Genomic DNA, 23724 nt, shown 5'->3' on the forward strand with positions numbered 1-23724 from the left:
GTTCTGGACGGCGTGGTCGTAGAGCGCCGCTGGGAGGGAGGCCGTCTGCCAGTTCACCGGGGGACGAGGGTGAGGAGGGTCGCCTCGGGCGGGCAGCAGAAGCGCATGGGGGCCTTGGGGGACGTGCCCAGGCCGGCGGAGACGTGGAGCCAGGAGCCGCGGTGCTTGTTCAGGCCCTTGACGCGGGCACGGTCGATGCCGCAGTTGGTGGAGATGGCGCCGAAGAAGGGGGCGCAGACCTGGCCGCCGTGGGTGTGGCCGGCCAGCAGGAGGTCGTAGCCGTCGGCGGTGAAGCGGTCGAGGTTGCGGGGCTCGGGGGAGTGCATGACGCCCAGGTGGACGTCGGCTCGCGGGTCGACCGGGCCGGCGATCTTGTCGTAGTGGTCGCGGTCGATGTGGGAGTCGTCGATGCCGCCGAACTCGATGTCCAGTTCGCCGACCTTGAGGCGGCCGATGCGGTTGTTGAGGTCGAGCCAGCCGGCGGCGGCGAGGGACGAGGCGAGCTCGCGGTAGGGGAGGTCGGGTTCGCGGCGGGTGCGGCCGTAGTCGGACTTGCTCGTCCGCCAGATGTAGCGCAGGGGGTTCTTGAAGACCGGGGAGTAGAGGTCGTTGGATCCGTAGACGAACACGCCCGGACGGTCGAGGAGGGGGCCGAGGGCGTCCAGGAAGGGGCCGATCGCGTCGCGGTGGGAGAGGGAGTCACCGGTGTTGACGACGAGGTCGGGTTCGAGGGCGTCCAGCGAGCGGACCCAGTGGATCATGCGGGTGCGGCCGGGCGTGAGGTGCGTGTCGGAGATGTGCAGGATCTTCACCGGGGGACGGCCGGGTGGCAGCACCGGCACGTCGACGCGGCGGAGCCGGAACCAGTTCCGCTCGATCACCGAGGCGTACCCGAAGGTCGCGGCGCCCGCCCCCAGCAACCCCAGGGGCATGGCGTAGATCTTTCGCACGGCTCTCCCTTCCCAGGGTTCCATGCTTCCAGACAAGGGCACCGCGCGGTAATCCCGATGAGGCTTCCGGTGCGGACGGGCATGATGTGACCATGACCATGAAGGAGAAGCTGGAGACCGATCTTTCCACCGCGATGAAGGCGCGTGACGAGTTGCGCACCCGCACCCTGCGGATGGCGCTGACGGCGGTGAAGAACGAGGAGGTCGCCGGCAAGCAGTCGCGGGAGCTGTCCGACGACGACGTCGTGAAGGTGCTCACCCGGGAGGCGAAGAAGCGCCGGGAGGCGGCTGCCGCGTTCGATGACGCCGGACGCGTGGAGCAGGCGAAGGCGGAGCGGGACGAGGGCGAGGTGCTGGAGCGGTACCTTCCCGCGCAGCTGTCCGACGAGGAGCTGACCGCGCTGGTGGCGGACGCGATCGCCGGGACGGGTGCGGCGGGGCCGCGCGCGATGGGGCAGGTCATGAAGGCCGTGAACCCGAAGGTCGCCGGGCGCGCCGAGGGCGGTCGGGTCGCGGCCGAGGTCAAGCGTCAGCTGGCGGAGTAGGACGGTGGTGCCGCCGGGTCGTCCGGCGGCACCCGGTGCCTCAGTCGTCTTCCTTGCCGCTGCTCACGTAGAGCATGATGGTGGTGCCGGGCGGGACTTCGCTGCCTGGTCCCGGTGAGGTGGAGACGACCGTCCCTCTCGGCTGGTCGGAGTCGACGGACCCGGACGCGACCCTTGCCTCCAGGTCGGCGGCCTTGAGCCTGGAGGTGGCGGCGCCGACGGTCTTGCCCTGTACCTCGGGGACTTCGGTGGTGTCGCCGAAGTCGCGGGTCGGGCTCTGGAAGCCGGGGGCGGGCTCGCCGGCCAGGGCGCCCTGCATGGACGACTGCCAGATGCCGCCGGGGATGCCGGCGCCGTACACGCCGTGCACCTTGTACTGCCAGGGGCCGCGGAAGTCCCAGTAGGCGGTGGTGGCGGCGAGGGTCGGGGTGAAGCCGGCGAACACGGCGCAGGTGAACTCTTCACAGGTGCCGGTCTTGCCGGCGGCCGGACGGCCGATGCCGCGGCCCGACGCCGTCCCCTTGGCGATGACGCCCTGGAGGATCGAGTTGACCTGGTCGGCGACGTCCTGGTCCAGGACCTGCTCGCATTTGTGCTCGGGGAGCTTCACCTGCTTGCCTTCGCCGTCGATGACCTCCGTCACCGAGACCGGCGGGCAGTACTTGCCGCGGGCGGCGAAGCCGGCGTAGGCGGACGCGAGCGACACCATGTCGATGTCGTTGACGCCGAGGACCTGGGACGGGGTCGGGATCAGCGGGTTGCCGTTGCCCTGCTTCATCCCGAACTTCTCGGCCATCTTCACGGCGTTGCAGACGCCGACGCGCTTCTCGAGGGCGGCGTAGAAGGTGTTGACCGAGTTCCAGGTGCCGGTCTTGAGGTTGAAGGTGCCTTGCTCGCTGTCACCGGCGTTGGAGACCGTCCAGGGCGGACCGCCGCCGACGAGGTCGTTCTCGTACTTCTCGCCGTTGATCGTCCCGGTGTACCGGCACGGCCGGAAGCCGCCGATGGTGATCGTCTGCGGCGATTTGATCGATGTGCTGATCGGGATGCCCTGGTCGAGGGCGGCGGCGAGCGTGAAGACCTTGAACGTCGAGCCCGCCGATACGCCGGTGCCGCCGCCGTGGGCCCTGTTCGCCGGGAGGTTGATGGTCGTCTTGCCCTTGCCGGGACCGAACGGTTTGCTCAGCCCGATCGCCTGGATCCGGCCGGTGCCGGGTTCGACCATCGCCTCGGCGGCGACGCGGTTGCCGCGGGGGTTGACGGCCGAGCGCAGGGCCCTGTCGACGCTGCGCTGCGCCTTCGAGTCGAGCGTCGAGCGGATCGTGTAGCCGCCGCGGTTGAGTTCGTTGACGATGTTCTGCTGCTCGTCCGGCTCGAGCTCCCAGTACTTGCCGTCCGACAGGATGTTGAGCATGTCGTACTTCACGTACTCGCAGAAGTAGGGCACCTTGCTGACCTGGCAGCCGCCGACCGGGTCGGTGCGGTTCAGCTCGACCGGCTTGGCGGACTCGGCGTCCGCCTGGGCCTTGGAGATGTCGCCGAGCTGGGCCATCCGCTGGAGGACGACGTCGCGCCGGTGTCGCGCGTCCTTCGGGTTGTGGATGGGGTCGTAGGCCGTCGGGTTCTGTGTGATGCCGGCCAGCAGCGCGGCCTGGCCGAGGCTGAGCTCGGAGGCGGGGATGCTGAAGTAGCGCTTGGCCGCGGCCTCGACCCCGTACGCGCCCGCGCCGAAGTAGGCGATGTTGAGGTAGCCCTCGAGGATCTGGTGCTTCGACATCCGCTGCTCGATGTCGAGTGCGTAGCGCAGCTCGCGGACCTTGCGGCCGAGGGTGGGCGCGGTGGCGTCGCGGTACTCCTCCTTGGTCCTGGCGGCGTCGACCAGGAGGTTCTTGACGTACTGCTGGGTGAGGGTCGAGCCGCCCTGCGTCGTTTCGGAGTCGACGTTGGACGCCAGTGCGCGGAGCGTGCCCTTGATGTCGAGGGCGCCGTGCTCGTAGAACCTCGAGTCCTCGATGGCGATGATCGCCTTCTGCATGATCGGGTTGACCTGGTCGAGCCGGACGGACTCGCGGTACTTGTCGAAGAACGTGGCGATCGGCTTGCCGTCGGTGTCGTACACCACCGTCTTCTCCGACGGGGGCGTCGTCTCCAGCTTGCCGTCCATGTCCTCGAAGTTGTTCGCGGCGTCGCGCGCGGTCAGGCCGGCGCTGCCGACCGCCGGCAGCGCGATGAAGGCGACGAGGACGCCCGCGACGACCCCCGCACCTAGCAACCTGAACAGCGTGGATGCCGCCTTGACCCGATCCGTATTCGCAACGCGCACGTGGTCTAGGGTACGCGGGACGAGGAGTGCATCTGGGACACGGCTCCCGTACCCGAAGCTTTCCGGCGCCGCTGACCGGGAAGATCGTCCGTTATGCCCTCGTCGTGACAACCTGCTGTGTGTCTGGCGCGTCTACTACAGGTAACTAGTCCGTTCCGGCGGTATGGCCCCGGTGGGCTATATCGAGAATGGGCCCTCCGGGGGCTGTTGAAACGTCCCTCGCTTCCGTAAGTTCTTCCCCACGGCTTTCGTTTGGCGGCCTGACGTCCGCGCCCGTCTGGCCAAGGAGCGCAAATCGACACAGACCCTAGGGGAGTGGGGCCAAGATGTGGATCACGGATTGGACCGCCCGCGCCGCCTGCCGTAACGCGGATCCGGATGCCCTGTTCGTGCAGGGAGCGGCGCAGAATCGAGCCAAGCTCATCTGCCGTGGCTGCCCAGTGCGCACGGAGTGTCTCGCCGATGCCCTCGACAACCGGATCGAATTCGGTGTCTGGGGCGGGATGACCGAGCGAGAGCGTCGTGCTCTGCTGCGGCGTCGGCCGGATGTGCGATCGTGGCGCGCGCTGCTGGAGACCGCGAAGGAAGAGTACGAGCGGTCGGTCGATGTCGACGGGGTCGATGTCGACGAGGAAGAACTCGTCGCCAGCTGACCCGACGACCTCCGGCAGAGGTTCAAGGACCGGCACGGTCCAAATAAGAAGCGTGGCAGCAGGCCCGCACCGGAACCCGGTGCGGGCCTAACGCCACGCTCACGCCTCCGCGGACGCGGCCACCCGGCCTTCCACCCGGCCTTGGTGAGGTCAGGCGGCGGTCGGGGTCGTCGTGGGGGCGGCCAGGTCTTCGCCCACCTGGCGTAGGCCGTCCAGGTCGTGGACGTCCTCCGGCTGGGCGGGGACGGCCGTCACCGGGACGGTCGGGTGGGTCGAGGCGAAGTGGTCGCGGAGGCGGTCCTCGCGGGCGGCCAGTTGCATGCGGTCGGTGTGGAGGCGGAGCAGCGCCGCGGTCAGGGTGTGCTCGCCGCGTTCCTCCAGAGTCTCGGCGGCGGCCTGGCTGCGGGCGGCCGACAGGCCGTCGGCGGCGGACTCGTGGACGCGGTTGACCACGAGCCCGGCGAGCGGCATGCGCTCTTCGGCGAGACGTTCGACGAAGTAGGACGCCTCGCGGAGCGCGTCGGGCTCCGGTGCGGCGACGACGAGGAACGCGGTGCCGGGGGTCTGCAGGAGCCTGAACGTCTTCTCGGCGCGTTCGCGGAACCCGCCGAACATCGTGTCGAACGCGGCGACGAACGTCTGCACGTCCCGCAGGAGCTGGACGCCGAGAACCTTGTTGATGACGCCGGTGAACATGCCGAACCCGGCGCTGATGACCTTGACGCCGAGGCGCCCGCCGGTCTTGGCGGGGGCGGCGAGGATCTTCATGAAGCGGCCGTCGAGGAAGCGGCCCATGCGTTCGGGGGCGTCCAGGAAGTCCAGGGCGTTGCGGGACGGCGGGGTGTCCACGATGATCAGGTCCCACGCGCCGGAGCGGTGCAGCTGCCCGAGCTTCTCCATCGCCATGTACTCCTGCGTCCCGGACAGGCTGGACGACAGCGACTGGTAGAAGGGGTTGGCGAGGATCTGCTTGGCCCGGTCGGGGTCGGCGTGCGCCTCGACGATCTCGTCGAAGGTGCGCTTCATGTCGAGCATCATGGCGTGCAGTTCGCCGTCGCCCTCGATGTCGATCTTGCGCGGGTTGTTGTCGAGCTCCGACAGGCCCATCGACTGGGCGAGGCGGCGGGCCGGGTCCACGGTGAGGACGACGACGTCCCGGCCTCGTTCGGCGGCGCGGATGCCGAGGGCCGCCGCGGTGGTGGTCTTGCCGACGCCGCCGGACCCGCAGCACACGATGATCTTGGTGCGGGGGTCGTCGAGCAGCGCGTCGACGTCGAGCGCGGGCGGGGTCCTACCGGTCGTCATCGCGTTCCTCGATGCTCATGCGGTACCCCGGGCTCGCAGGGGCGCACCCCGGGCTCGCAGGGGCGGGGGTCATGTGGCGCCTTGGGCGCGCAGGGCGGCGGCCAGGTCGTACAGGCCGGCGAGGTCCATGCCGTCCGACAGCAGCGGCAGCGTGTACTGGGGGCGGTCGATCGACTCCAGGCGTTCCTTCTCGCGGCGCTGGAGGGCGGTGCGGCGGGCGTGGTCGGTGGCCTCCGCGGCGAGGACCCCGGCGATCGACTCGGCGTCGTGCTCCAGCCCGGCGGCCTTCACACCCCGGATGATCTCGTCGGTGTCGAGGGAGCCGTCTGCGGCCGCGGCGAGGTTGTCCTCGGTGAGGACGGTCGGGTGCTCCATGTTGACGACGACGCCCCCGATGGGGATGCCGGCCTCGGTGAGGTCGCCGATCCCGTCCATCGTCTCCTGGACGGGCATCTCCTCGAGGAGCGTGACGAAGTGCACGGCGGTCTCGGGGCTGCGCACGACCTTCATGACGGTGTCGGCGTGGTTGCGGATCGGCCCGACCTTCGCGAGCCCGGACACCTCGTGGTTGACGTTCAGGAACTTCGTGATGCGGCCGGTGGGCGGGGCGTCCATGACGACGGCGTCGTAGATGAACGAGCCGTCCTTCTTCTTGCGCCGCACCGACTCGCTGGTCTTGCCGGTGAGGATCACGTCGCGCAGGCCGGGCGCGATGGTCGTGACGAAGTCGACGACGCCGAGCCGGGTCATCGCCTTGCCGGCGCGCTTGAGGCTGTAGAACATCTCCAGGTATTCGAGGAGCGCCTCTTCGGTGTCGATCGCGAGCGCGTACACGTCCCCGCCGTCGGGGGCGACGGCGACGCGGCGTTCCTCGTACGGCAGCGGCGGGCAATCGAAGATCTGGGCGATGCCCTGGCGGCCCTCGACCTCGACGAGCAGGACCCGCCGGCCTCCGGCGGCCAGGGCGAGGGCGAGTGCCGCGGCGACGGTCGTCTTGCCCGTGCCGCCCTTGCCGGTGACCACATGGAGGCGTACGCCGTCCCAGTCGGTGTCTCTCGCGCTCACCCGATCGACCATATCGTTCACTCGTCAAACACTTCAGAGTGCGCCCGTCCTGATGCAAGTGATCCCTGACACGATGGCTTCACGCTGCGGAGATCGTCCGCAGGACGTTGTATTTCGGCCTGCCCGCGGGGTTAGCTGGGAAACGTGGACCGGTCACGGCCGGTCGCCCGGATCCCACGGCTTCCGGGGGGCCAGCCGGACCCCCAGGCCGCTCCCCGGCCGTCCAAGCCGTCAACGCGAGAAAGGTGCCCGTCATGGAAGGGCTAATACTCGTCATCCTTCTCATCGTCGTCTTCGGTGCGGGGATCACCCTGTTGTCGTCGATACGGGTCATCCAGCAGTTCGAGCACGGTGTCGTGTTCCGGCTCGGCAAGGTGCAGCGGGGCGGGCAGCTGCGGCCCGGCGCGGTCCGCTCGGCCGGGCTGACGGCGATCGTGCCGGTCATCGAACGTATGCAGAAGGTCAGCCGGCAGACGATCACGCTGGACGTCCCCGGCCAGGACGGCATCACCCAGGACAACGTGAGCGTCCGCGTCGACGCGGTCGTGTACTTCCGGGTGATCGATCCGGTGAAGGCGGTCGTCAACGTCCAGCACTACGGCTACGCGACCTCGCAGGTGTCGCAGACCTCGCTGCGGTCGGTCATCGGGCAGTCCGACATGCAGGAGCTGCTCGGTGAGCGCGCCAAGATCAACGCACAGCTCCGGGAGATCATCGACGAGATCACCCAGGACCCGTGGGGCGTCATGATCGAGCGAGTCGAGATCAAGGACGTCTCGCTGCCCGAGGGCATGAAGCGCTCGATGGCCCGGCAGGCCGAGGCGGAGCGCGAGCGGCGCGCCCGCATCATCACCGCGGACGGCGAGTTCCAGGCGTCCAAGCGCCTCGCCGCCGCCGGAGAGATCATGTCGCAGGACCCGGCCGCCCTCCAGCTGCGCCTGCTGCAGACGGTCGTGGAGGTCTCCGCCGAGAAGAACAGCACGCTGATCATGCCGCTGCCGGTCGAGATCCTGCGGTTCTTCGACCGCGCCGCCGGCGGGCTCGGCGAGACCGAGGAGGAGGGCAAGGAGAAGGAAAGGCTGGCACTCGGGGAGCGGCTCGCCAAGGCCGAGGCGGAGCTGGCCAAGGCGGCCGAGACGAAGCTGGAGTCCCCCGAGGACGTCCCGCCGGTCGTCGGCCTGGACGACCCGAAGCGCGACGACCAGCCGCCGCGCGAGGTCGCGCCCCCGCAGCCCGGCGAGCAGCCCGGCATCACTCCCGGTGGTGACCAGCACGGTGGTGACCAGCACGGTGGTGACCAGCACGGTGGTGACCAGCACGGTGGTGACCAGCACGGTGGTGACCAGCACGGTGGTGGTCAGCCCGGTGGTGGCCAGCAGGGCGGCGTCCGGCGAAGCGACTGGTACCAGAGCGGCGGGAACCCCGGCGGCGCGGCTCCGGGCGGCTGGCCCCAGGGCGGACAGCAGCCCCCGCCCCAGCACTGAAGCACGGGGCTTCCGGTGGCCCTCTGAACAGTGGGTTCGAACGCGGTTCGGACAGGCTGATCGCTAGTGTGGGCTCATGACGAAGTGGGAGTACGCGACTGTTCCGCTGCTGGTGCACGCGACCAAGCAGATCCTTGACAACTGGGGCCAGGACGGGTGGGAGCTCGTCACGGTCCTGCCGGGCCCGAACCCGGAGAACCTGGTGGCCTACTTCAAGCGCGAAGTGCAGTCCTAGGAGTGGCGATGAGCACGCCCGAAGAGCGGATCCGCGAGCTGGGGATCGAGTTGCCGGAGCTCGTTCCGCCGGTGGCGTCGTACGTTCCCACGGCCCGGACGGGGTCGCTCGTCTACACGGCCGGGCAGATTCCGCTGGTCAAGGGCGAGCTGGGCGTGACCGGGAAGGTGGGTGCCGAGGTCAGTGCCGAGGAGGCCGCCCGGCAGGCGCGGATCTGCGCGCTGAACTGCATCGCGGCGCTGAAGGCCGAGGTCGGCGAGCTGTCCCGGGTCGCCCGGATCGTCAAGGTCGTCGGTTTCGTCGCCAGCGCGCCGGACTTCCACGGCCAGCCCCAGGTGATCAACGGGGCGAGCGACCTGCTGGGCGAGGTGTTCGGGGACGCGGGCAAGCACGCCCGCAGCGCCGTCGGCGTCGCCGTGCTCCCGCGCGACGTCCCCGTCGAGGTGGAACTGATCGCCGAGATCTCCTGAGTTCCCCGCCCGGCCGTGGATACTTGACGGAATGACGTTCGGTATGTCCGAATAGGCCGCCATGGGGTTGGAGGGCGATGGACGGTCTGCCGAGCGGAGCTCGTCCTTTGGAAGGTGGCGGGTGGGGGCTGGAGGACGGTGGTGAGCGGGCTCAAGCTGCCGGCGGAGTTCCGGGGCATGATCGAGGACATCCTGGCGGGCAGAGCCGAGCCCGTTCCCGCACGTCACGCGGCCACGGTCGTCGTCCTCCGCGATCACGACCGGTACGGGCTGCAGGCGTTCCTGCTGCGGCGCGTCCGGTCGATGGCGTTCGCGCCCGGCGCCTACGTGTTCCCGGGCGGGTCGGTGGACCCGCGCGACGGGGACGCGACGCTGGCGTGGTCCGGTCCGCGGCCCGCCGACTGGGGTTCGGCGTTCAAGGCCGGTGAGACGCTCGCCCGCGAGCTGGTGTGCGCGGCCGTCCGCGAGACGTTCGAGGAGACCCTCGTCCTGCTGGCGGGCCCGACCGGGGACACGGTCGTGGGCGACACGCGCGGCGACGATTGGGAGGCCGACCGGCAGGCGCTGCTCGACCGTTCGCAGTCGTTCGGCGAGTTCCTCGACCGGCGCGGGCTCGTGCTGCGTTCGGACCTCCTGCGGCCCTGGGCGCACTGGGTCACCCCGCTGATCGAGCCGAAGCGCTACGACACCCGGTTCTTCGTCGCCGCGATGCCGGAGGGCCAGCGGGCGCGGGACGTCAGCACCGAGGCGGACCGAGTGGCGTGGGTGCGCCCGGCGGAGGCCGCCGAGCGCGCGAGCAAGGGCGAGTGGGCGATGCTCCCGCCGACGATCGTGACGCTGGCGGAGCTGGCCGAGTACGAGACGGTCGCGGACGTGCTGGCCGCGCAGCGCGAGATCGTCGTCCACGAGCCCACGGCGGAGATCATCGACGGCGAGGCGTACCTGGTGATGCCGGAGTCCGAGGCGCGGCACTACTGGGCCGGGTGAACGTTCCGTGCGCGGTGGGAGAGCGGTCATGTGGCGGCTGGCGGGCACGTCGGCGCTGCGGCGTCTCGACCGTCTCGGCTGGAACCCGGTCCGGCACCCGGATCTGGGCTCAGGCAGGATGGGGAATATGGCGGAGATCGACGGGATGGGCACCGAACGGGCGACATGCGTGCTGGCCGAGAACCCGTCCATGATGACGTTGGACGGCACCAACACATGGGTCATCGCGGAGCCCGGCTCCGAAGAGGCCGTCGTCGTCGATCCCGGGCCGAAGGACGCCAAGCACCTGCGGCGAGTCCTGGACACCGTCGAGGCCCAGGGTCGCCGCGTCGGTCTCATCCTGCTCACCCACGGACACCCCGACCACTCCGCCGGGGCCGGCAAGTTCGCGAAGCTGGCCGGCGGATCCGTGAAGGTGCGGGCGCTCGATCCCAGGCACCGGCTCGGCGACGAGGGGCTCTCGGAGGGCGACGTCGTCACGACGGGCGGCCTCGAGCTGCGGATCATGGAGACGCCCGGCCACAGCGACGACTCCCTCACGTTCTGGCTGCCGGCGGACGGCGCGGTCCTGACCGGCGACACCGTCCTCGGGTACGGGACGACCGTGCTGGAGGGCAGGCTCGGCGACTATCTCAGCTCGCTCGACCGGCTCCGCGCGTTCTCCGCCGACGTCGAGGCCGCCACGATCCTGCCTGGTCACGGGCCCAAGCTGGACGATCCGATCGCGGTCCTCGACCACTACATCGACCATCGCCGGGAGCGCCTGGCCCAGGTCGAGGCCGCCGTAGCCGCGGGCGCCCGGACCGCGCGGGAGGTCGTCGAGAGCGTCTACGCCGACGTCGACAAGGCCCTCTGGCCCGCGGCCGAGTCGTCGGTCCAGTCGCAGCTCGACTACCTCAACGGCCGCTGAGCCGCTGCCCCGGCCACAGCCGCACGGCGGGGCGGACGTGCCGAAACGCCCGCTCCATCGCCGGGCGGGCTGAGGGCGGCGGGCGGCGCTACTTCGAGCGCTTGCGGAGCCGCTCGATGTCGAGGATCACGACGGCGCGGGCCTCTATACGCAGCCAGTTCCGCTGCGCGAAGTCGGCGAGCGCCTTGTTGACCGTCTCGCGGGACGCTCCGACGAGCTGAGCCAGTTCCTCCTGGGTGAGGTCGTGGTGCACGTGCAGGCCGGACTCGGACGGCTGGCCGAACCGTTCGGCCAGGTCGAGCAGCGCCTTGGCGACCCGTCCGGGGACGTCGGTGAACACCAGGTCCGCCATGACGTCGTTGGTCTTGCGCAGCCGCTGCGCGAGGGCGCGCAGTAGCTGGACGGCCACTTCAGGGTGTCCCGTCAGCCAGGGCCGCAGGTCGTCGTGGCCCAGGCCCGCCAGCCGGACCTCGGTCACCGCTATGGCGCTGGCGGTGCGGGGGCGCGGGTCGAACAGGGAGAGCTCACCGAACATCTCGCTCGGGCCGAGCACGCTCAGCAGGTTCTCCCGGCCGTCGGGCGCGGTCCGGGTCAGCTTGATCTTGCCTTCGAGAACGACGTAGAGCCGGTCTCCGGTCTCGCCCTCGTTGAACAGTGTCTGACCGCGGGCGAGGCGCGCCTCGGTCACGTTGGCGCGCAGCGCCTTGGCGCCCTGCTCGTCGAGGGCCTCGAAGAGCGGGGCTCTGCTCAGAACGTCCACGTCACGATCGGTCACGCTTCTCCTCCTCGAACACCTACATGCTTAGTGTGACGTACGTCCCACCGCGTACGTGAAGGCAGGGTCACGGCGCGCCGAAACGCGGGACCGGGCTCGCCCGGCCGCGCCGGGCCGCCGCGGTCCCGTTCGCCCAGTGTACGGACCGTTGGGTGAATGCCATCACACCGGTCTCATCACCCCTTACCGGACGGCGCGGAGGTGGAGCGGCGGTGCCTTAACCTGATCGGATGTCCCAGTCCTCGCCGCGCAGGCTTCCCAGGGGGCGCCACGCGCTGTCCCGCACGGAGGTCGAGCGGGTTCATCGTGACCGCCTCTGCGCGGCCATGGCGGCGGCGATGACGGAGAAGGGTTACGTGGGCACGTCCGTCGAGGACGTGCTGAAACTGGCCAGGGTGTCCCGGCAGAGCTTCTACGGCCTGTTCTCGTCCAAGATCGACTGCTTCATGGCGGCGTTCGACATCGCGAGCGAGCTGCTCCGCCACCGGCTGGAGGGCGCCGCAGAGGGCGGGGGCGACCCGCTGGCCCGGTTCGAGCGCGCTTTCACGGCCTACCTGGACGCGCTGGCGTCGGAACCGGGCTACGCGAGGCTTTTCCTGGTGGAGGTCTACGCGGCGGGTCCGGAGGCGATCCAGCGGCGCTCCGACATACAGCACGACCTCGCCGAGGCGCTGGTGGGCCTGATGGGGCTGAGCGGTGAGGCCGCCGTCTTCGCCTGCCAGATCGTCGTGTCGGCGGTGGGCGCGATGGTGACGCCGGCGGTCGCGGCCGGCGACATGGAGGCGCTGCGCGCGGTCGGGCCCCCGGTCACCGAGCATGTGCGCCTCCTGCTGCGGTCGGGTGTCATGGACGGTTGACGCGCCCGCCCGCCGCGGCGTGGTGATGCTCACGTTCCCGGTAGCGGGTCAGCGGTTCCCGCGGCGGGTCAGCGGTCGCCGTTCCGGCGCCGATGCCGGTGCCGGTCCGGCTGGACGCGCAGCGTGGTGATCACGGTGGCGAGCATCTCGTAGTGACCGGCGAGCACGGTCAGCTCGACGCACTCGCCCTCGGTGAGATGGGTGCGCAGCCGCGTCCAGACCTCGTCGTCGAGGTCGCGCTCCTCGTGGAGTTGGTCGGTCGCGGCGAGGACGGCCCGCTCGCGCGGGTTCCAGCCGTCGGCGTCCGGTCCCTTCTTGAGGCGCTCGACGTCCTGTTCGCTGACTCCGGCGCGGCGGCCGAGGCGGACGTGGTGGTCGAACTCGTAGCCGCAGTCGCGCAGGTGGGCGACGCGGAGGATCACCAGTTCGGTCTCCCGGCGCGGAAGGGTCCCGCCGGGCATGAGCCGTCCGGCGAACCACAGCCAGCCGCGAAAGAGGCCGCGGCGGCGCGCCATGGTCATGAACAGGTTCGGGGGTCCCGTCCCGGTGGCCCTGCCCGCGATGTGGCAGGCGAGCCAGTTCACCACTCCGACCTCGCGGATCCCGCCCGGAGTGGCGCGGGGGGCCGTCACCGCCCGGACTCCGGCTGGCGCGTGGTCAGTTCGACCTGCTCCTTCCGCGCGATCTCCAGGATCTGGCGCAGCCCGCGCTGGACGGCGCTGTCGGCGATGGGCTGCGCGAGCATCCTGACCGGCAGGATCCCGCCGACCCACCAGGGAGCGACGACTCGTTTGCAGCGGCGGGCGATTCCGCGTTCGAGCGCGTCGATTCCCAGGCGCAACGGCGAGACGGCCGAGAACATGCTGGTGCCGGGGCCCGCGCTCATCAGGGCGGCCGCGGCCTCGGTGTCGAACCCGCGGCTCGTCATGTCGGTGTCGAGTTCGGCGAAGTAGGCCACACCGGCCTTCGCGCCCCACGGACGTAGTTCGGCCCTCATCGTGTTGCCCAGCGCCTCCACCGCGGCCTTGGACGCGCTATATGCGCCGAGCAGTGGCGCATGGACGGCCGCCGCGAGGGATGCCACGGGGAGGGCGTAGCCGCGTTCATGGCTGATGTGGGGTCCGGCTGCGCGGAGGGTGTTGTGGACGCCCAGGACGTTCACGCGGAGGCTCTGCTCCAGGATCGACGGGTCGCCGCCGATCATCGGCATCTGCGCTGCCACACCGGCGTTGGCCACGACCACGTCCAGGCCGCCCAGTTCTCGTGCGGCGCTGTTCACGACCTCCTCGACCTTGTCGCGGTCGGTCACGTCGCACGTCCACCAGGGCGCCTGCCCGCATTCGGCGGCGACGGCGGCGAGCAGGTCGGGCTCCAGGCCGGTGAGCGCTACCCGCGCGCCGCGTTCGTGCAGCCTGGCGGCCAGGGCCGCGCCGATGCCCCGGGCGGCGCCTGTGATCAGCACGCGCCGCCCGGCGAGGGTTGCCGTCCACCGGGAGGAGTCGAAAATCATGCGAGAGACCCTAACACAAAAGAACATGCATGTCTTTTTAAGGAAGGCTCTACCCTGGCGGCATGGCGACCAACGCGGCTCCTGAGGCCGGACGCCCGTCGGGACGAGGTGGCGGGCAAGGTGCGGGGCAAGGCTCGGGACGAGGTGGCGGGCAAGGCGGCGGACGAGGCGGCGGGCAGAGCGCGGGGCCTGGCGCGGGGCGTGGTGCGGGGCGCAAGCCCGAGACGCGGCTCGCGCTCGTGCGGCGGGCGCGCCGGATGAACCGGGTCCTGGCCGAGACCTACCCCGACGCGCACTGCGAGCTGGACTTCGGCACGCCCTTCCAGCTGCTCGTCGCGACCGTCCTGTCGGCGCAGACCACCGACGTGCGGGTGAACCTGACCACGCCGGGGCTGTTCGCCAAGTACCCCACCCCGGAGGACCTCGCCGCCGCCGACCCCGAGGACGTCGAGGCCATCCTGAAACCCACCGGGTTCTTCCGCGCCAAGACCAAGTCGGTGATGGGACTGTCCGCCGCACTGCGCGACCGGTTCGGCGGAGATGTCCCAGGGCGGCTCGAAGACCTCGTCACCCTGCCCGGGGTCGGACGCAAGACGGCCAACGTCGTCCTGGGCAACGCGTTCGACGTCCCGGGAATCACCGTCGACACCCACTTCGGCCGTCTCGCCCGCCGATTCGCATGGACGACCGAAGACGACCCCGTGAAGGTCGAACAGGAGATCGGCGGACTGATCCCGCGCAAGGACTGGACGATGCTGTCCCACAGGCTGATCTGGCACGGCCGCCGCATCTGCCATGCGCGGCGTCCGGCCTGCGGCGCGTGCCCGCTCGCGCAGATGTGCCCTTCGTTCGGTGAAGGCCCGACCGACGAGGAGACCGCGCGCAAGCTCGTCAAACCCGGCCCGTTCTCGTGACCCGGCCGCCGAGCCCGGAGTGCGCGACGCCGCGTCGGGGAAGGAAAGCGGGCGTTCCGGAGTTGGGAGGGACGTGAGCGACAACGCCCCCAATTGCCCCCAGTGGCTCGAACGTTTCCGCGCCGAGGGTCCGCGGATGCGGGTGCCGCCGATGTTCCGGCCGGCGTCCGACGCGCGCCCGGCGGCCGTCCTGATCCTGTTCGGCGAGGGAGTGGACGGCCCCGACGTCCTGCTCACCCAGCGCGCGGCCACGCTGAGCAACCACGCCGGGCAGCCCGCGTTCCCCGGCGGACGCGTCGACCCCGAGGACGACGGGCCGGTCTCGGCGGCGCTGCGCGAGGCGTGGGAGGAGACCGGCGTCCAGCCGTCCGGCGTGGACGTCCTCTGCTCGCTGCCCGAGCTGTACCTGTCGCGGAGCGAGCACCGGGTCACGCCCGTCGCCGGCTGGTGGCGCGAACCGTCGGAGGTCGCGCCGGGCCACCCGGGAGAGGTCGCCGCGGTCGCCCGCGTCCCGATCGGCGAGCTCGTCGACCCGGCGAACCGGACGATGGTCCGGCACCCGTCCGGGATCAGGCTCGGGCCGGCGTTCCACGTCCGCGGCATGCTCGTGTGGGGGTTCACGGCGGCGCTGCTCACCCAGGTCCTGGACGCCGGCGGCTGGAACCGCCCGTGGGACACCGGCCGCGTCGAAGACCTGCCGCCGGACGTGCTGCACCTCTCGTCCCGGAGCTGAGAATCTCCGCGGGCCGGCCGCGATGAGCGGCCCGAACGCGGCGCGGTAGAGGAAGTCGCAGGTCAGGCGTACTTTCCCATCCGGGACGGCGGCGGCGACGAACGCGCATCACACCCGACGGCTACACAACGCACCCGAATCTGGTACATCCAGGGGACGTGTACCGGGCGCGCGGACCTATACGGTGAAGCGGTGCTGCACGACCACATTCTCGATGTCATCCTGCTCGTGCTCGTCGTGCTGTTCGGAGTCTCGGGCTACCGGCAAGGCTTCATCGTGAGCCTGCTGAGCTTCGTCGGCTTCGTCGGCGGCGGCGTCGTCGGGGTGCTGATCGCACCGCCGATCGCCGAGGCCGCGGTCGAGGGCGCCGCGCAGCAGGCACTCCTCGCCATCGTCATCGCGTTCCTGGCCGCCACCTTCGGGCAGCTGCTCGCGTCCTCCCTCGGCGCCGTCCTGCGCAACCGGGTGACCGGCCTGAACGCCCGCACGGCCGACGCGGTCGGCGGCACCTTCGTCAGCGCCCTGTCGCTGCTGATCGTCGCCTGGTTCTTCGGGAGCCTGGTCGCCAACTCCGAGTTCAAGCCCGTCCGTACGCAGGTCAAGGGCTCCTCGATCATCGGCGGCATCAACGACGTGATGCCGCCGCAGGCGCAGTCGTGGTTCACCTCGTTCCAGGGCTTCGTGAAGAGCAGCGAGTTCCCGCAGGTCTTCAACGGCCTCGGCGGCGAGTCGGTGGTGCAGGTGCCGCCGCCGGACGAGTCCGTGCTGAACGCCCGCGGGGTGCGGGCCGCCCGCGCCAGCATCGTGAAGGTCGTCAGCACCGCGCCGCAGTGCCAGCGCCGGATCGAGGGCACCGGGTTCGTGTTCGCGCCGCAGCACATCATGACCAACGCGCACGTCGTCGCCGGAGCGCGCGGCTCGTCCGCCGTGGCCACTGTGAACGGCGAGACCGCCCGCGGACGGGTCGTCCTGTACGACCCCAGACGCGACATCGCCGTCCTGTACGTGCCGGACCTGCGGGCCCCCGCGCTGGAATTCGCCGACGAGGCCCGCGTCCGCGACAACGCGATCATCGCCGGTTTCCCGAAGAACCAGCCGTTCAGCGCGGGCGCCGCCCGGATCCGGGCCCGCCAGACGGCACGCGGCCCGGACATCTACCACTCCGGCCAGGTCAGCCGTGAGATCTACGCCATCCGCGGCAGGGTCGAGCCGGGCAACTCCGGTGGCCCGCTGCTCACCAAGGACGGACGCGTCTACGGCGTCATCTTCGCGGCGGCGCTGGACAGCCCGTCGACCGGTTACGCCCTCACCGCGGAGGAGGTCGCCCCTGACGTGCGTGCGGGGCGCAACGCCACCGAGCCGGTGTCAACGCAGAGGTGCTCCGACTAATACGGCTTGGTGAGGCGGAGGGGTATCGGGCCGTTCTCGGGACGGGCGGCCAGGTCGCGTGCGCGGTGGACGACTCCCCGGACGTCGACGCCGTGCGGGCCGGCGGCCTCGTACGGGACCAGGCGTTCGGCTGCGCGGCTGAGAAGCGCTTCGGCGCCTCGGGTGTTTCCCCTCCGCAAGTGGGTTATCCCTACGGCGATCTGCGCCAATCCCCGCCAGAGTTCGCGTTCGGGTTCTGGGGAGGCCTTCCAGACCGCTTCCAGTACCTCGTGCGCATGGAACGGACGATCGGCGTCCAGGAGTCGTTGTGCCTCGGCCAAAGCCTCCGCGGGTGGCATATCGAGGTCTTCAGGCATCGTGGGTATGCCTGACGCGCCGTGAGGCAGAGGACGTCCGTACGCGTCCCGTGGCCGCGCGTTGCGTGGGCGCCCGCCCTCGTCCCGATCCCGCATGCCTCCACGGTACGTGGCCGTTGACACGTCCCGTGCGGGGACTCAGTGTTCGGGTTCTGGGTCTGCCAGCCAGCCGATGAGCTGGGTGTCGAACGCGCGGGGGCGTTCCTGGTGTGGGAAGTGCCCCGCACCCTCTATGAGCTTCCAGCGGTAGGGGGCGGCGACATAGCGGCCGGAGCCTTGGGCGCTGGACGGGAGCGTGCACGTGTCGAGCGCGCCGTGCAACTGGAGCGTGGGGACATGGATGGGGGCGCGCATACGGTGCGCGTAGCGGATACCGTCCGGGCGGGCCAGCGAACGGATGAGCCAGCGGTGATACTCCAGCGCGCTGTGCGCCGCCCCTGGAATCTGTACGGCCTTCCTGACGAGCTGCTCTGTGCGCTCGTCCGGCCAGCCTGGGCCGGACCAGTCGTGCAGAAGCCGTCCCACCAGCGCCGCGTTGTCGCGGACAAGACGCCGTTCAGGCCAAAGCGGCAGCTGGAAACCGAACGTGTGCCGTGCCGCCCACCCCTGCCGGCGCGGGTCGCCGACGACGGACTGACGCAACCTCAGCGGGTGCGGGGCGCTCACCACGCCCAGCCGCTGGACGACCTTCGGGTGGTAGACGCCCATCGTCCAGGCCAGCAACCCGCCCCAGTCATGCCCGACGACGACCGCGTTGGCCTCACCGAGCGCACGGACGAGCCCGGCGGCGTCCCCGGCCAGCGTGACCAGGTCGTAGCCGCGCGGCGGCTTGTCGCTGCCGCCGTATCCGCGCAGGTCCACCGCCGCGGCGCGGTAGCCGGCCGCGGGCAGCGACACGAGCTGGTTGTGCCACGACCACCAGAACTCGGGAAAACCGTGCAGCAGCAGGACGAGCGGCCCCTCACCGGCCTCGGTGACGTGGAACCGCGTCCCGCCGGCGCTGACCTGCCGGTGGGTCCACGGCCCGTCCACCTCGATCAGCGATGCGTCGTTCCCGGACATGGCGTCGGTCAGACCGTCAGCTCGGGGGTGCCGTCGCCGCGCTTGCGCAGGGTCGCGATGTCGTTCTTCAGCGTCTTGCGGGTCCGCTTCCCGCCTTCGATCTTCTTGATGAGCCGCTTGGCGATGAACATCAGAAGGCCGGCGAGCAGCACGTACACGACCGCGACGATGAGGAACGCGGCCCAGTGCCACACGCCGAGGCCGATCAGGCCGTACGCGAGCGAGATGGACAGCAGGATGACGACGATGCCGCCCATCACGGCGGCGATGGTGAACATCACGCTGCTGATGGCGGCCTTCTTGGCGTCGGCCTTGAGCTCCATCTTGGCCAGGTCCATCTCCGCCCTGACCAGGTTGGAGATGTTCTGCGACGCCATCCCGACGAGGTCGCCGACGGACTTCTCCTCGACGCGCTCGCCCGGTAGAGCCTCGGACATATCGTTTGTTCTCCTTAGTCCTGGCGCGCGCAGACGCACCCTTCTCCGGAAGACGACGGCCGCGGCCGCTGAGGCGAGCCGTCTCCAGCCACGCTCGCGATCAGGACCGCAGTCGTCACTCTCTCGAATTGTGACGGGTCGGTATAGGCCAAACCGCCGAACAGCAGCGAAATGGGGAAACTACCCCGCCGAGCGACGCCGTTCGTGCAGGGGCAGTCTGCCATCGGCACGACGGCGGCCCGCGTCCGGTGGGGTCCACCGGACGCGGGCCGTGACGTTCGTCGTCGGATCCCGGTGAGCCGCCGGCTCCTCGCGGGCGGTCTCCGGATGCGTCAGTCCTCGGTTTTGGCGCTCGGCAGCTTCTCGGAGATCAGGTCCATGACCGTGCTGTCGGCGAGCGTCGTGACGTCGCCGACGCTGCGGTTCTCGGCGACGTCCCGCAGCAGCCGCCGCATGATCTTGCCGGAGCGGGTCTTGGGCAGCTCCGGGACCATCATGATCTGGCGGGGCTTGGCGATCGGGCCGAGCGCCTTGGAGACGTGGTCGCGCAGCTCCCGCAGGAAGTCCTCGCCCTCCACGTCGCCGCCGGCGTCGCCGCGCGGGATGACGAACGCGACGATGGCCTGCCCGGTGACCGGGTCGGTCGCGCCCACGACCGCCGACTCGGCGACCTTCGGGTGCGACACCAGCGCCGACTCGACCTCCGTGGTGGAGATGTTGTGCCCGGACACGAGCATGACGTCGTCCACGCGGCCGAGCAGCCACATGTCGCCGTCCTCGTCCTTCTTGGCGCCGTCCCCGGCGAAGTACAGGCCCTCGAAGCGCGACCAGTACGTCTTCACGTAGCGCTCGTCGTCGCCCCAGATCGTGCGGAGCATGCCGGGCCACGGCTCCTTGACCACCATGAACCCGCCGCCGCCGTTCGGCACCGGCCGGCCCTGGTCGTCCACCACGTCCGCGGCGATGCCGGGAAGCGGGCGCATCGCGGCACCGGGCTTGGCCGCCGTGACCCCCGGCAGCGGGCTGATCATGATCGCGCCCGTCTCGGTCTGCCACCACGTGTCCACCACCGGGGTCCGGTCACCGCCGATGTGGGTGCGGTACCAGACGTAGGCCTCGGGGTTGATCGGCTCACCGACCGACCCCAGTACGCGCAGGGACGACAAGTCGTACTCGGCGGGGATGTCGTCTCCCCACTTCATGAACGTGCGGATCGCCGTGGGCGCGGTGTAGAAGATGGACACCTTGTACTTCTGGATGACATCCCACCAGCGGCCCTTGTTGGGGGTGTCGGGCGTCCCCTCGTAGATGACGCTGGTGGCGCCGTTGGCGAGCGGCCCGTACACGATGTAGGAGTGCCCGGTGACCCAGCCGATGTCGGCCGAGCACCAGTAGACGTCCTTCTCCGGCTTGAGGTCGAACACCGCGTGGTGGGTGTACGCGCACTGCGTCAGGTAGCCGCCCGTGGTGTGCAGGATGCCTTTCGGCTTCCCCGTCGTGCCGGACGTGTACAGGATGTACAGCGGGTGTTCCGCGTCCATGGGCTCGGCGGTGTGCTGGTCGCTCTGCCGTTCGACGACGTCGTGCCACCACAGGTCGCGGTCGTTGTCGGCCACCTGCTCGCCGGTGCGGCGCACGACGAGGACGTGCTCGATCGTCGGCGTCTGCGCGACGGCCTCGTCCACGATCCCCTTCAGGTCCGACGGCTTTCCGCGCCGGAAACCGCCGTCCGAGGTGATGACGAGCTTGGCCTGCGCGTCGTCGATGCGGGTCCGGAGCGCCTCGGAGGAGAAACCGCCGAACACGACCGAGTGCGTCGCGCCGATGCGCGCGCACGCGAGCATCGAGATCGGCAGCTCGGGGATCATCGGCAGATAGATCGCGACCCGGTCGCCCTTGCGGACACCCAGTTCGAGCAAGGCGTTGGCGGCCTTGTTCACCTCGCTCTGGAGGTCGGCGTAGGTGATGGTGCGCGAGTCGCCGGGCTCGCCCTCCCAGTGGAACGCCACCTTCGTCCCACGCCCCGCCTCTACGTGACGGTCGACACAGTTGTAGGCGACGTTCAGTTCGCCCCCCACGAACCACTTGGCGAACGGGGGGTTACTCCAGTCCAGGACGTCGTCCCAGCGCTTCGTCCAGGTGAGCCTGTCCGCCTGCTCCGCCCAGAAGCCCAGGCTGTCCTCCGCCGCACGCTCGTACGCGTCTGCCTTGACGTTGGCCGACTCGGCGAGTTCTGCGGGCGGAGGGAAGCGCCGGGTCTCCTGCAGGAGGTTCGACAGTGTTTCTTGGCTCTGGCTCAACGCGCACTCCTTGCTAGCTGAAGCGGGGTCGCCCGGTATCCCCACTCCACCAGGAAGGTCCTGTTTTCCACAAGGCCGCCGTGCTGATGTCGGGGAAGAGCGCGACCGGGGTCCCGGCTCCGGATGGTGTTGGGTGACACCCAATACAACAGCCCTTCCCGGCCTGCAGCGCTGGAACCGCTCCCGGCATGCCGTCTATGGGGCGTTGCGTAGGCGTAACGGGCGACCGCATAAGGTCGGGGCCGTGACCGATGCCCTTGCTGATGTAGCGAACTTGCCCGGCGTCGCCGGCGCGGTCGACGACGCGCGTTCCGCTGTGGACCGGCTGCTCGGCCATCGCATCCTGCGGCGGCGCAGTGCAGAGGTGTCCACAGAGTCGGCGCTGCGCGGCGCACGGGCCTCGGCCGTGCTCGAAGGCTCCTCGGTCACGCTGGACGAACTCCGCACCACCGAGAACCCGTCCGACCCTGTCGTGCAGGGCTCTCTGCGTGTGTCCGCCGAACTGGGGACTCTCACAGAGACGTGGCGGAAAGCCCCCCGGCAGGCGCTTGCGCGGCTTCACGTTCTCGCTGCGGCGGACGCGGTCGACAGTGCCGATCTCGGACGTCCGCGCGTGGGCGACGGGGCCGTGAAGGACGTACTGGGTCTCGGTGAGCCGCCTTCGCCGTCCGAGGTGGCCGCCCGCTTGGACGCGCTCAGCGGGCTGCTAATGGAGTCGACGAAGGCGCCGGCGCTGGTGGTGGGGGCCATCGTGCACGGCGAGTTGCAGACTTTGCGTCCTTTCGGCTGGGGGGACGGCCTCGTCGCCCGTACCGCACAACGCCTCACCTTCGTCGCCCGTGGCCTGGACCCCAAATCGCTTGTCGCGCCAGAGGTCGGACACCTGGAACTCGCCGACGACTACGCCGAAGCGCTCCGGGCCTACTCGTCCGGCACATCCGAGGGCGTCGCCCAGTGGATCGGGCACTGCGCGGAGGCTGTGGCCGCCGCGGCACGGGACTCGCAGGCCATCTGCGAAGCGTTCATGCGCGGCTGAACCCCATTCCTGTCAGTGGGTGGGGTCATCCTGGTGCGTATGGCCGATCGCATGCACGGACGCCCGGCGGCACCCACCGAGACCACCATCTCGTCGGCGAACTGGGATTCGCGTGACCTGACGGGTGAGCGCTACGAGAACGTCCTGTTCATGGACACGGACATGACGGAGGCAAGTGGAGTCGGCGCCGCGTTCACCGATTGCACGTTCCGCGGTGTGCGGTTCAACGCGTCCACCCATACGGACGCCGCTTTCCTGAACTGCACGTTCGTCCGGTGCGGCTTCTTCGACGCCACCTTCAGCGGATGCAAGCTCGTCGGCGGCCTGTTCGACGGTTGCACGTACGACCTTTTGAAGGTCAAGGGCGGCGACTGGTCCTTCACCGGCCTGCCGGGTGCCGACCTGCGCCGCGCGTCCTTCACGGACGTGCGCATGCGCGAAGTCGATCTCATGGGGGCGAGGTGCGCCGGAGCCGAGTTCCGCGGCGTCGACCTGTCGGGGGCTTTCCTCCACAAGGCCGACTTTTCCGGATGCGACCTGCGCGGAAGCGACATCTCAGGGATGGACCCGTTCACGGTCGAACTGGGACGTGCCGTGATCGATCCCTATCAGGCGATCGTTCTGGCAACGGCCCTCGGGCTGGACGTCCGCGACTAGCGAAGCGAGTGGCGCTTGGCGAAGCAGGTGGCGCTTGGCGAAGCAGGTGGCGCTTGGCGAAGCGAGCGGCGCCCCTTCTGCAGGGCGCCGCCGCCAGTCACGTCACACCGGGTTACCAAGCGTGCACCTAATATTCGTCGGACCGGGTCAAGCCCGTCTCGACGCGCCTCCCGCGGCTGATCGCGCGTGGGTGCCCGGCTGCCGTGCTCGGACACTTGGTCCGTATGACCTGTCTACGCCTCATTCGTCCTGCTGACAAGCCCCCCATTCGGAAATCCCGCACGACCGGCGCCGACCGCGCCGTACGGGACACCGGTGCCCTGTGGGGTCAACTCGGGATGTAACCCGCCATTCCGGACTAACCGTAACCTTCTCTCCGGACACAGAATTGATCACTCCCCGTGATCGTTTCTATTTGGCCGAGCGGATCCGGCGATGCGGCCGGAAAGATCTTTAGTTCTCCTGTACGCTCCCACTTCCGTCCCGATGCACTCCCTGTGCACAGGAACGGGAGCTCTGTCGAGTGCGGGACGCGTCTTGCGGGCACGCTCCTGGGGGGTTCATCCCAACCAGGCGCGAAAAATCCCCACCTGGTGGGCGTGATTGCACCTCGACGGAACTCTCAAGCATCGGGCAGCATATGTTGTACCCGCCTAGACTGGAGTCAGTAAGTTTGCCTCCCGTATAGAGCGAACTAGAGTCCGGCTTACGCCGAACTCCCCCGAGACTTTCTTGGGAAAGCGGGCCGGCTCTACCCCCCCGGAGCCGGAC

The 23724-nt window shown here is 69.9% G+C and carries 24 protein-coding genes; 13 read left to right on the plus strand and 11 right to left on the minus strand.

Annotated elements, in window-relative coordinates; all coding sequences use genetic code 11:
• Window positions 1-53: 53 nt before the first annotated feature.
• A complete protein-coding gene (locus tag E1285_RS29120) occupies window positions 54-950 on the minus strand; it encodes a metallophosphoesterase (RefSeq protein ID WP_243723119.1) in 897 nt (298 codons plus the stop codon).
• A 98-nt stretch (window positions 951-1048) separates the two neighbouring features.
• Here E1285_RS29120 and E1285_RS29125 point away from each other — a divergent pair, with 98 nt between their 5' ends.
• Window positions 1049-1495 (plus strand): GatB/YqeY domain-containing protein, encoded by a 447-nt coding sequence (locus E1285_RS29125; protein WP_207946904.1) that lies wholly within the window; start codon window positions 1049-1051, stop codon window positions 1493-1495.
• A gap of 40 nt (window positions 1496-1535) precedes the next feature.
• On the opposite strand, the gene E1285_RS29130 is transcribed toward E1285_RS29125, so the two are convergent.
• Window positions 1536-3818 (minus strand): transglycosylase domain-containing protein, encoded by a 2283-nt coding sequence (locus E1285_RS29130; RefSeq protein ID WP_132157687.1) that lies wholly within the window; start codon window positions 3816-3818, stop codon window positions 1536-1538.
• A gap of 326 nt (window positions 3819-4144) precedes the next feature.
• On the opposite strand from E1285_RS29130, the gene E1285_RS29135 reads away from it, so the two are divergent.
• On the plus strand, window positions 4145-4471 hold the full coding sequence (locus E1285_RS29135) for a WhiB family transcriptional regulator (RefSeq protein WP_132157689.1): 327 nt from the start codon (window positions 4145-4147) through the stop codon (window positions 4469-4471).
• Window positions 4472-4621: 150 nt separating this feature from the next.
• Here E1285_RS29135 and E1285_RS29140 read toward each other — a convergent pair whose 3' ends face one another.
• Both E1285_RS29140 and E1285_RS29145 read right to left on the minus strand, forming a co-directional pair.
• A complete protein-coding gene (locus E1285_RS29140; RefSeq protein WP_132157691.1) occupies window positions 4622-5776 on the minus strand; it encodes an ArsA family ATPase in 1155 nt (384 codons plus the stop codon).
• Window positions 5777-5845: 69 nt separating this feature from the next.
• Complete coding sequence (locus E1285_RS29145) at window positions 5846-6841, minus strand: ArsA-related P-loop ATPase (RefSeq protein WP_132157693.1); 996 nt, start codon at window positions 6839-6841, stop codon at window positions 5846-5848.
• Window positions 6842-7095: 254 nt separating this feature from the next.
• Between E1285_RS29145 and E1285_RS29150 the strand changes: the two genes are divergently transcribed.
• From E1285_RS29150 to E1285_RS29175, 5 genes are all read left to right on the plus strand, one after another.
• On the plus strand, window positions 7096-8325 hold the full coding sequence (locus E1285_RS29150; RefSeq protein WP_207946902.1) for a slipin family protein: 1230 nt from the start codon (window positions 7096-7098) through the stop codon (window positions 8323-8325).
• Between the two features lie 76 nt (window positions 8326-8401).
• Entirely contained in the window at window positions 8402-8560 is a 159-nt protein-coding gene (locus E1285_RS29160) for a DUF4177 domain-containing protein (protein WP_131897152.1), read from the plus strand.
• A gap of 8 nt (window positions 8561-8568) precedes the next feature.
• Window positions 8569-9030: a RidA family protein gene (locus E1285_RS29165; RefSeq protein WP_132157695.1), complete on the plus strand. Its 462-nt coding sequence runs from the start codon at window positions 8569-8571 to the stop codon at window positions 9028-9030.
• Window positions 9031-9207: 177 nt separating this feature from the next.
• Window positions 9208-10017, plus strand: a complete 810-nt coding sequence (locus tag E1285_RS29170) for an NUDIX domain-containing protein (RefSeq protein ID WP_132157723.1) — start codon at window positions 9208-9210, stop codon at window positions 10015-10017.
• A gap of 28 nt (window positions 10018-10045) precedes the next feature.
• Complete coding sequence (locus E1285_RS29175; RefSeq protein WP_132157697.1) at window positions 10046-10927, plus strand: MBL fold metallo-hydrolase; 882 nt, start codon at window positions 10046-10048, stop codon at window positions 10925-10927.
• A gap of 88 nt (window positions 10928-11015) precedes the next feature.
• Here the strand turns inward: E1285_RS29175 and E1285_RS29180 are convergent, their stop codons facing one another.
• Window positions 11016-11702 carry a Crp/Fnr family transcriptional regulator gene (locus E1285_RS29180; RefSeq protein ID WP_132157699.1) on the minus strand — a complete coding sequence of 229 codons (687 nt, stop codon included), beginning with the start codon at window positions 11700-11702 and terminating at the stop codon, window positions 11016-11018.
• Window positions 11703-11932: 230 nt separating this feature from the next.
• On the opposite strand from E1285_RS29180, the gene E1285_RS29185 reads away from it, so the two are divergent.
• Window positions 11933-12559 (plus strand): TetR/AcrR family transcriptional regulator, encoded by a 627-nt coding sequence (locus tag E1285_RS29185; RefSeq protein WP_132157701.1) that lies wholly within the window; start codon window positions 11933-11935, stop codon window positions 12557-12559.
• A gap of 68 nt (window positions 12560-12627) precedes the next feature.
• On the opposite strand, the gene E1285_RS29190 is transcribed toward E1285_RS29185, so the two are convergent.
• Entirely contained in the window at window positions 12628-13191 is a 564-nt protein-coding gene (locus E1285_RS29190; protein WP_132157703.1) for a carboxymuconolactone decarboxylase family protein, read from the minus strand.
• The gene (locus tag E1285_RS29195; protein WP_132157705.1) at window positions 13188-14069 is read right to left on the minus strand and encodes an SDR family NAD(P)-dependent oxidoreductase; all 882 of its coding nucleotides are present in this window, start codon (window positions 14067-14069) and stop codon (window positions 13188-13190) included. Before E1285_RS29195 ends, E1285_RS29190 begins: the two co-directional genes overlap by 4 nt.
• 62 nt (window positions 14070-14131) lie before the next feature.
• On the opposite strand from E1285_RS29195, the gene nth reads away from it, so the two are divergent.
• The 3 genes from nth to E1285_RS29210 all read left to right on the plus strand — a co-directional run bounded on the left by nth (window position 14132) and on the right by E1285_RS29210 (window position 17105).
• Window positions 14132-14983 (plus strand): endonuclease III, encoded by an 852-nt coding sequence (gene nth, locus E1285_RS29200; RefSeq protein WP_132157707.1) that lies wholly within the window; start codon window positions 14132-14134, stop codon window positions 14981-14983.
• Window positions 14984-15119: 136 nt separating this feature from the next.
• On the plus strand, window positions 15120-15716 hold the full coding sequence (locus E1285_RS29205) for a CoA pyrophosphatase (RefSeq protein WP_132157725.1): 597 nt from the start codon (window positions 15120-15122) through the stop codon (window positions 15714-15716).
• Between the two features lie 192 nt (window positions 15717-15908).
• Entirely contained in the window at window positions 15909-17105 is a 1197-nt protein-coding gene (locus E1285_RS29210) for a MarP family serine protease (protein ID WP_207946903.1), read from the plus strand.
• Here E1285_RS29210 and E1285_RS48275 read toward each other — a convergent pair.
• From E1285_RS48275 to acs, 4 genes are all read right to left on the minus strand, one after another.
• A complete protein-coding gene (locus tag E1285_RS48275) occupies window positions 17102-17557 on the minus strand; it encodes a DUF309 domain-containing protein (protein ID WP_132157709.1) in 456 nt (151 codons plus the stop codon). The two genes, E1285_RS29210 and E1285_RS48275, sit on opposite strands and share 4 nt — an antisense overlap.
• A gap of 42 nt (window positions 17558-17599) precedes the next feature.
• A complete protein-coding gene (locus tag E1285_RS29220) occupies window positions 17600-18523 on the minus strand; it encodes an alpha/beta hydrolase (protein ID WP_132157711.1) in 924 nt (307 codons plus the stop codon).
• Between the two features lie 8 nt (window positions 18524-18531).
• Window positions 18532-18960 (minus strand): phage holin family protein, encoded by a 429-nt coding sequence (locus E1285_RS29225; protein WP_132157713.1) that lies wholly within the window; start codon window positions 18958-18960, stop codon window positions 18532-18534.
• 332 nt (window positions 18961-19292) lie between these two features.
• Window positions 19293-21260, minus strand: coding sequence for an acetate--CoA ligase (acs, locus tag E1285_RS29230; RefSeq protein WP_132157715.1), 1968 nt, complete (start codon window positions 21258-21260; stop codon window positions 19293-19295).
• A 244-nt stretch (window positions 21261-21504) separates the two neighbouring features.
• Here acs and E1285_RS29235 point away from each other — a divergent pair, with 244 nt between their 5' ends.
• Together E1285_RS29235 and E1285_RS29240 are read left to right on the plus strand one after the other, a co-directional pair.
• A complete protein-coding gene (locus tag E1285_RS29235) occupies window positions 21505-22296 on the plus strand; it encodes an oxidoreductase (RefSeq protein ID WP_132157717.1) in 792 nt (263 codons plus the stop codon).
• A 39-nt stretch (window positions 22297-22335) separates the two neighbouring features.
• Complete coding sequence (locus E1285_RS29240; RefSeq protein ID WP_132157719.1) at window positions 22336-22953, plus strand: pentapeptide repeat-containing protein; 618 nt, start codon at window positions 22336-22338, stop codon at window positions 22951-22953.
• Window positions 22954-23724: the final 771 nt, after the last annotated feature.

Origin of the sequence: Actinomadura sp. 7K507, from assembly GCF_004348425.1 — a bacterium.
In the GTDB taxonomy this organism is placed as follows: domain Bacteria; phylum Actinomycetota; class Actinomycetes; order Streptosporangiales; family Streptosporangiaceae; genus Spirillospora.

Coding starts and splice junctions, on each gene's coding strand:
- E1285_RS29125 (WP_207946904.1), top strand. CDS start 1,049: ATGAAGGAGAAGCTGGAGACCGATCTTTCCACCGCGATGAAGGCGCGT.
- E1285_RS29135 (WP_132157689.1), top strand. CDS start 4,145: ATGTGGATCACGGATTGGACCGCCCGCGCCGCCTGCCGTAACGCGGAT.
- E1285_RS29140 (WP_132157691.1), bottom strand. CDS start 5,776: ATGACGACCGGTAGGACCCCGCCCGCGCTCGACGTCGACGCGCTGCTC.
- E1285_RS29150 (WP_207946902.1), top strand. CDS start 7,096: ATGGAAGGGCTAATACTCGTCATCCTTCTCATCGTCGTCTTCGGTGCG.
- E1285_RS29160 (WP_131897152.1), top strand. CDS start 8,402: ATGACGAAGTGGGAGTACGCGACTGTTCCGCTGCTGGTGCACGCGACC.
- E1285_RS29165 (WP_132157695.1), top strand. CDS start 8,569: ATGAGCACGCCCGAAGAGCGGATCCGCGAGCTGGGGATCGAGTTGCCG.
- E1285_RS29170 (WP_132157723.1), top strand. CDS start 9,208: ATGATCGAGGACATCCTGGCGGGCAGAGCCGAGCCCGTTCCCGCACGT.
- E1285_RS29175 (WP_132157697.1), top strand. CDS start 10,046: ATGTGGCGGCTGGCGGGCACGTCGGCGCTGCGGCGTCTCGACCGTCTC.
- E1285_RS29185 (WP_132157701.1), top strand. CDS start 11,933: ATGTCCCAGTCCTCGCCGCGCAGGCTTCCCAGGGGGCGCCACGCGCTG.
- E1285_RS29195 (WP_132157705.1), bottom strand. CDS start 14,069: ATGATTTTCGACTCCTCCCGGTGGACGGCAACCCTCGCCGGGCGGCGC.
- nth (WP_132157707.1), top strand. CDS start 14,132: ATGGCGACCAACGCGGCTCCTGAGGCCGGACGCCCGTCGGGACGAGGT.
- E1285_RS29205 (WP_132157725.1), top strand. CDS start 15,120: ATGCGGGTGCCGCCGATGTTCCGGCCGGCGTCCGACGCGCGCCCGGCG.
- E1285_RS48275 (WP_132157709.1), bottom strand. CDS start 17,557: ATGCGGGATCGGGACGAGGGCGGGCGCCCACGCAACGCGCGGCCACGG.
- E1285_RS29220 (WP_132157711.1), bottom strand. CDS start 18,523: ATGTCCGGGAACGACGCATCGCTGATCGAGGTGGACGGGCCGTGGACC.
- E1285_RS29225 (WP_132157713.1), bottom strand. CDS start 18,960: ATGTCCGAGGCTCTACCGGGCGAGCGCGTCGAGGAGAAGTCCGTCGGC.
- E1285_RS29240 (WP_132157719.1), top strand. CDS start 22,336: ATGGCCGATCGCATGCACGGACGCCCGGCGGCACCCACCGAGACCACC.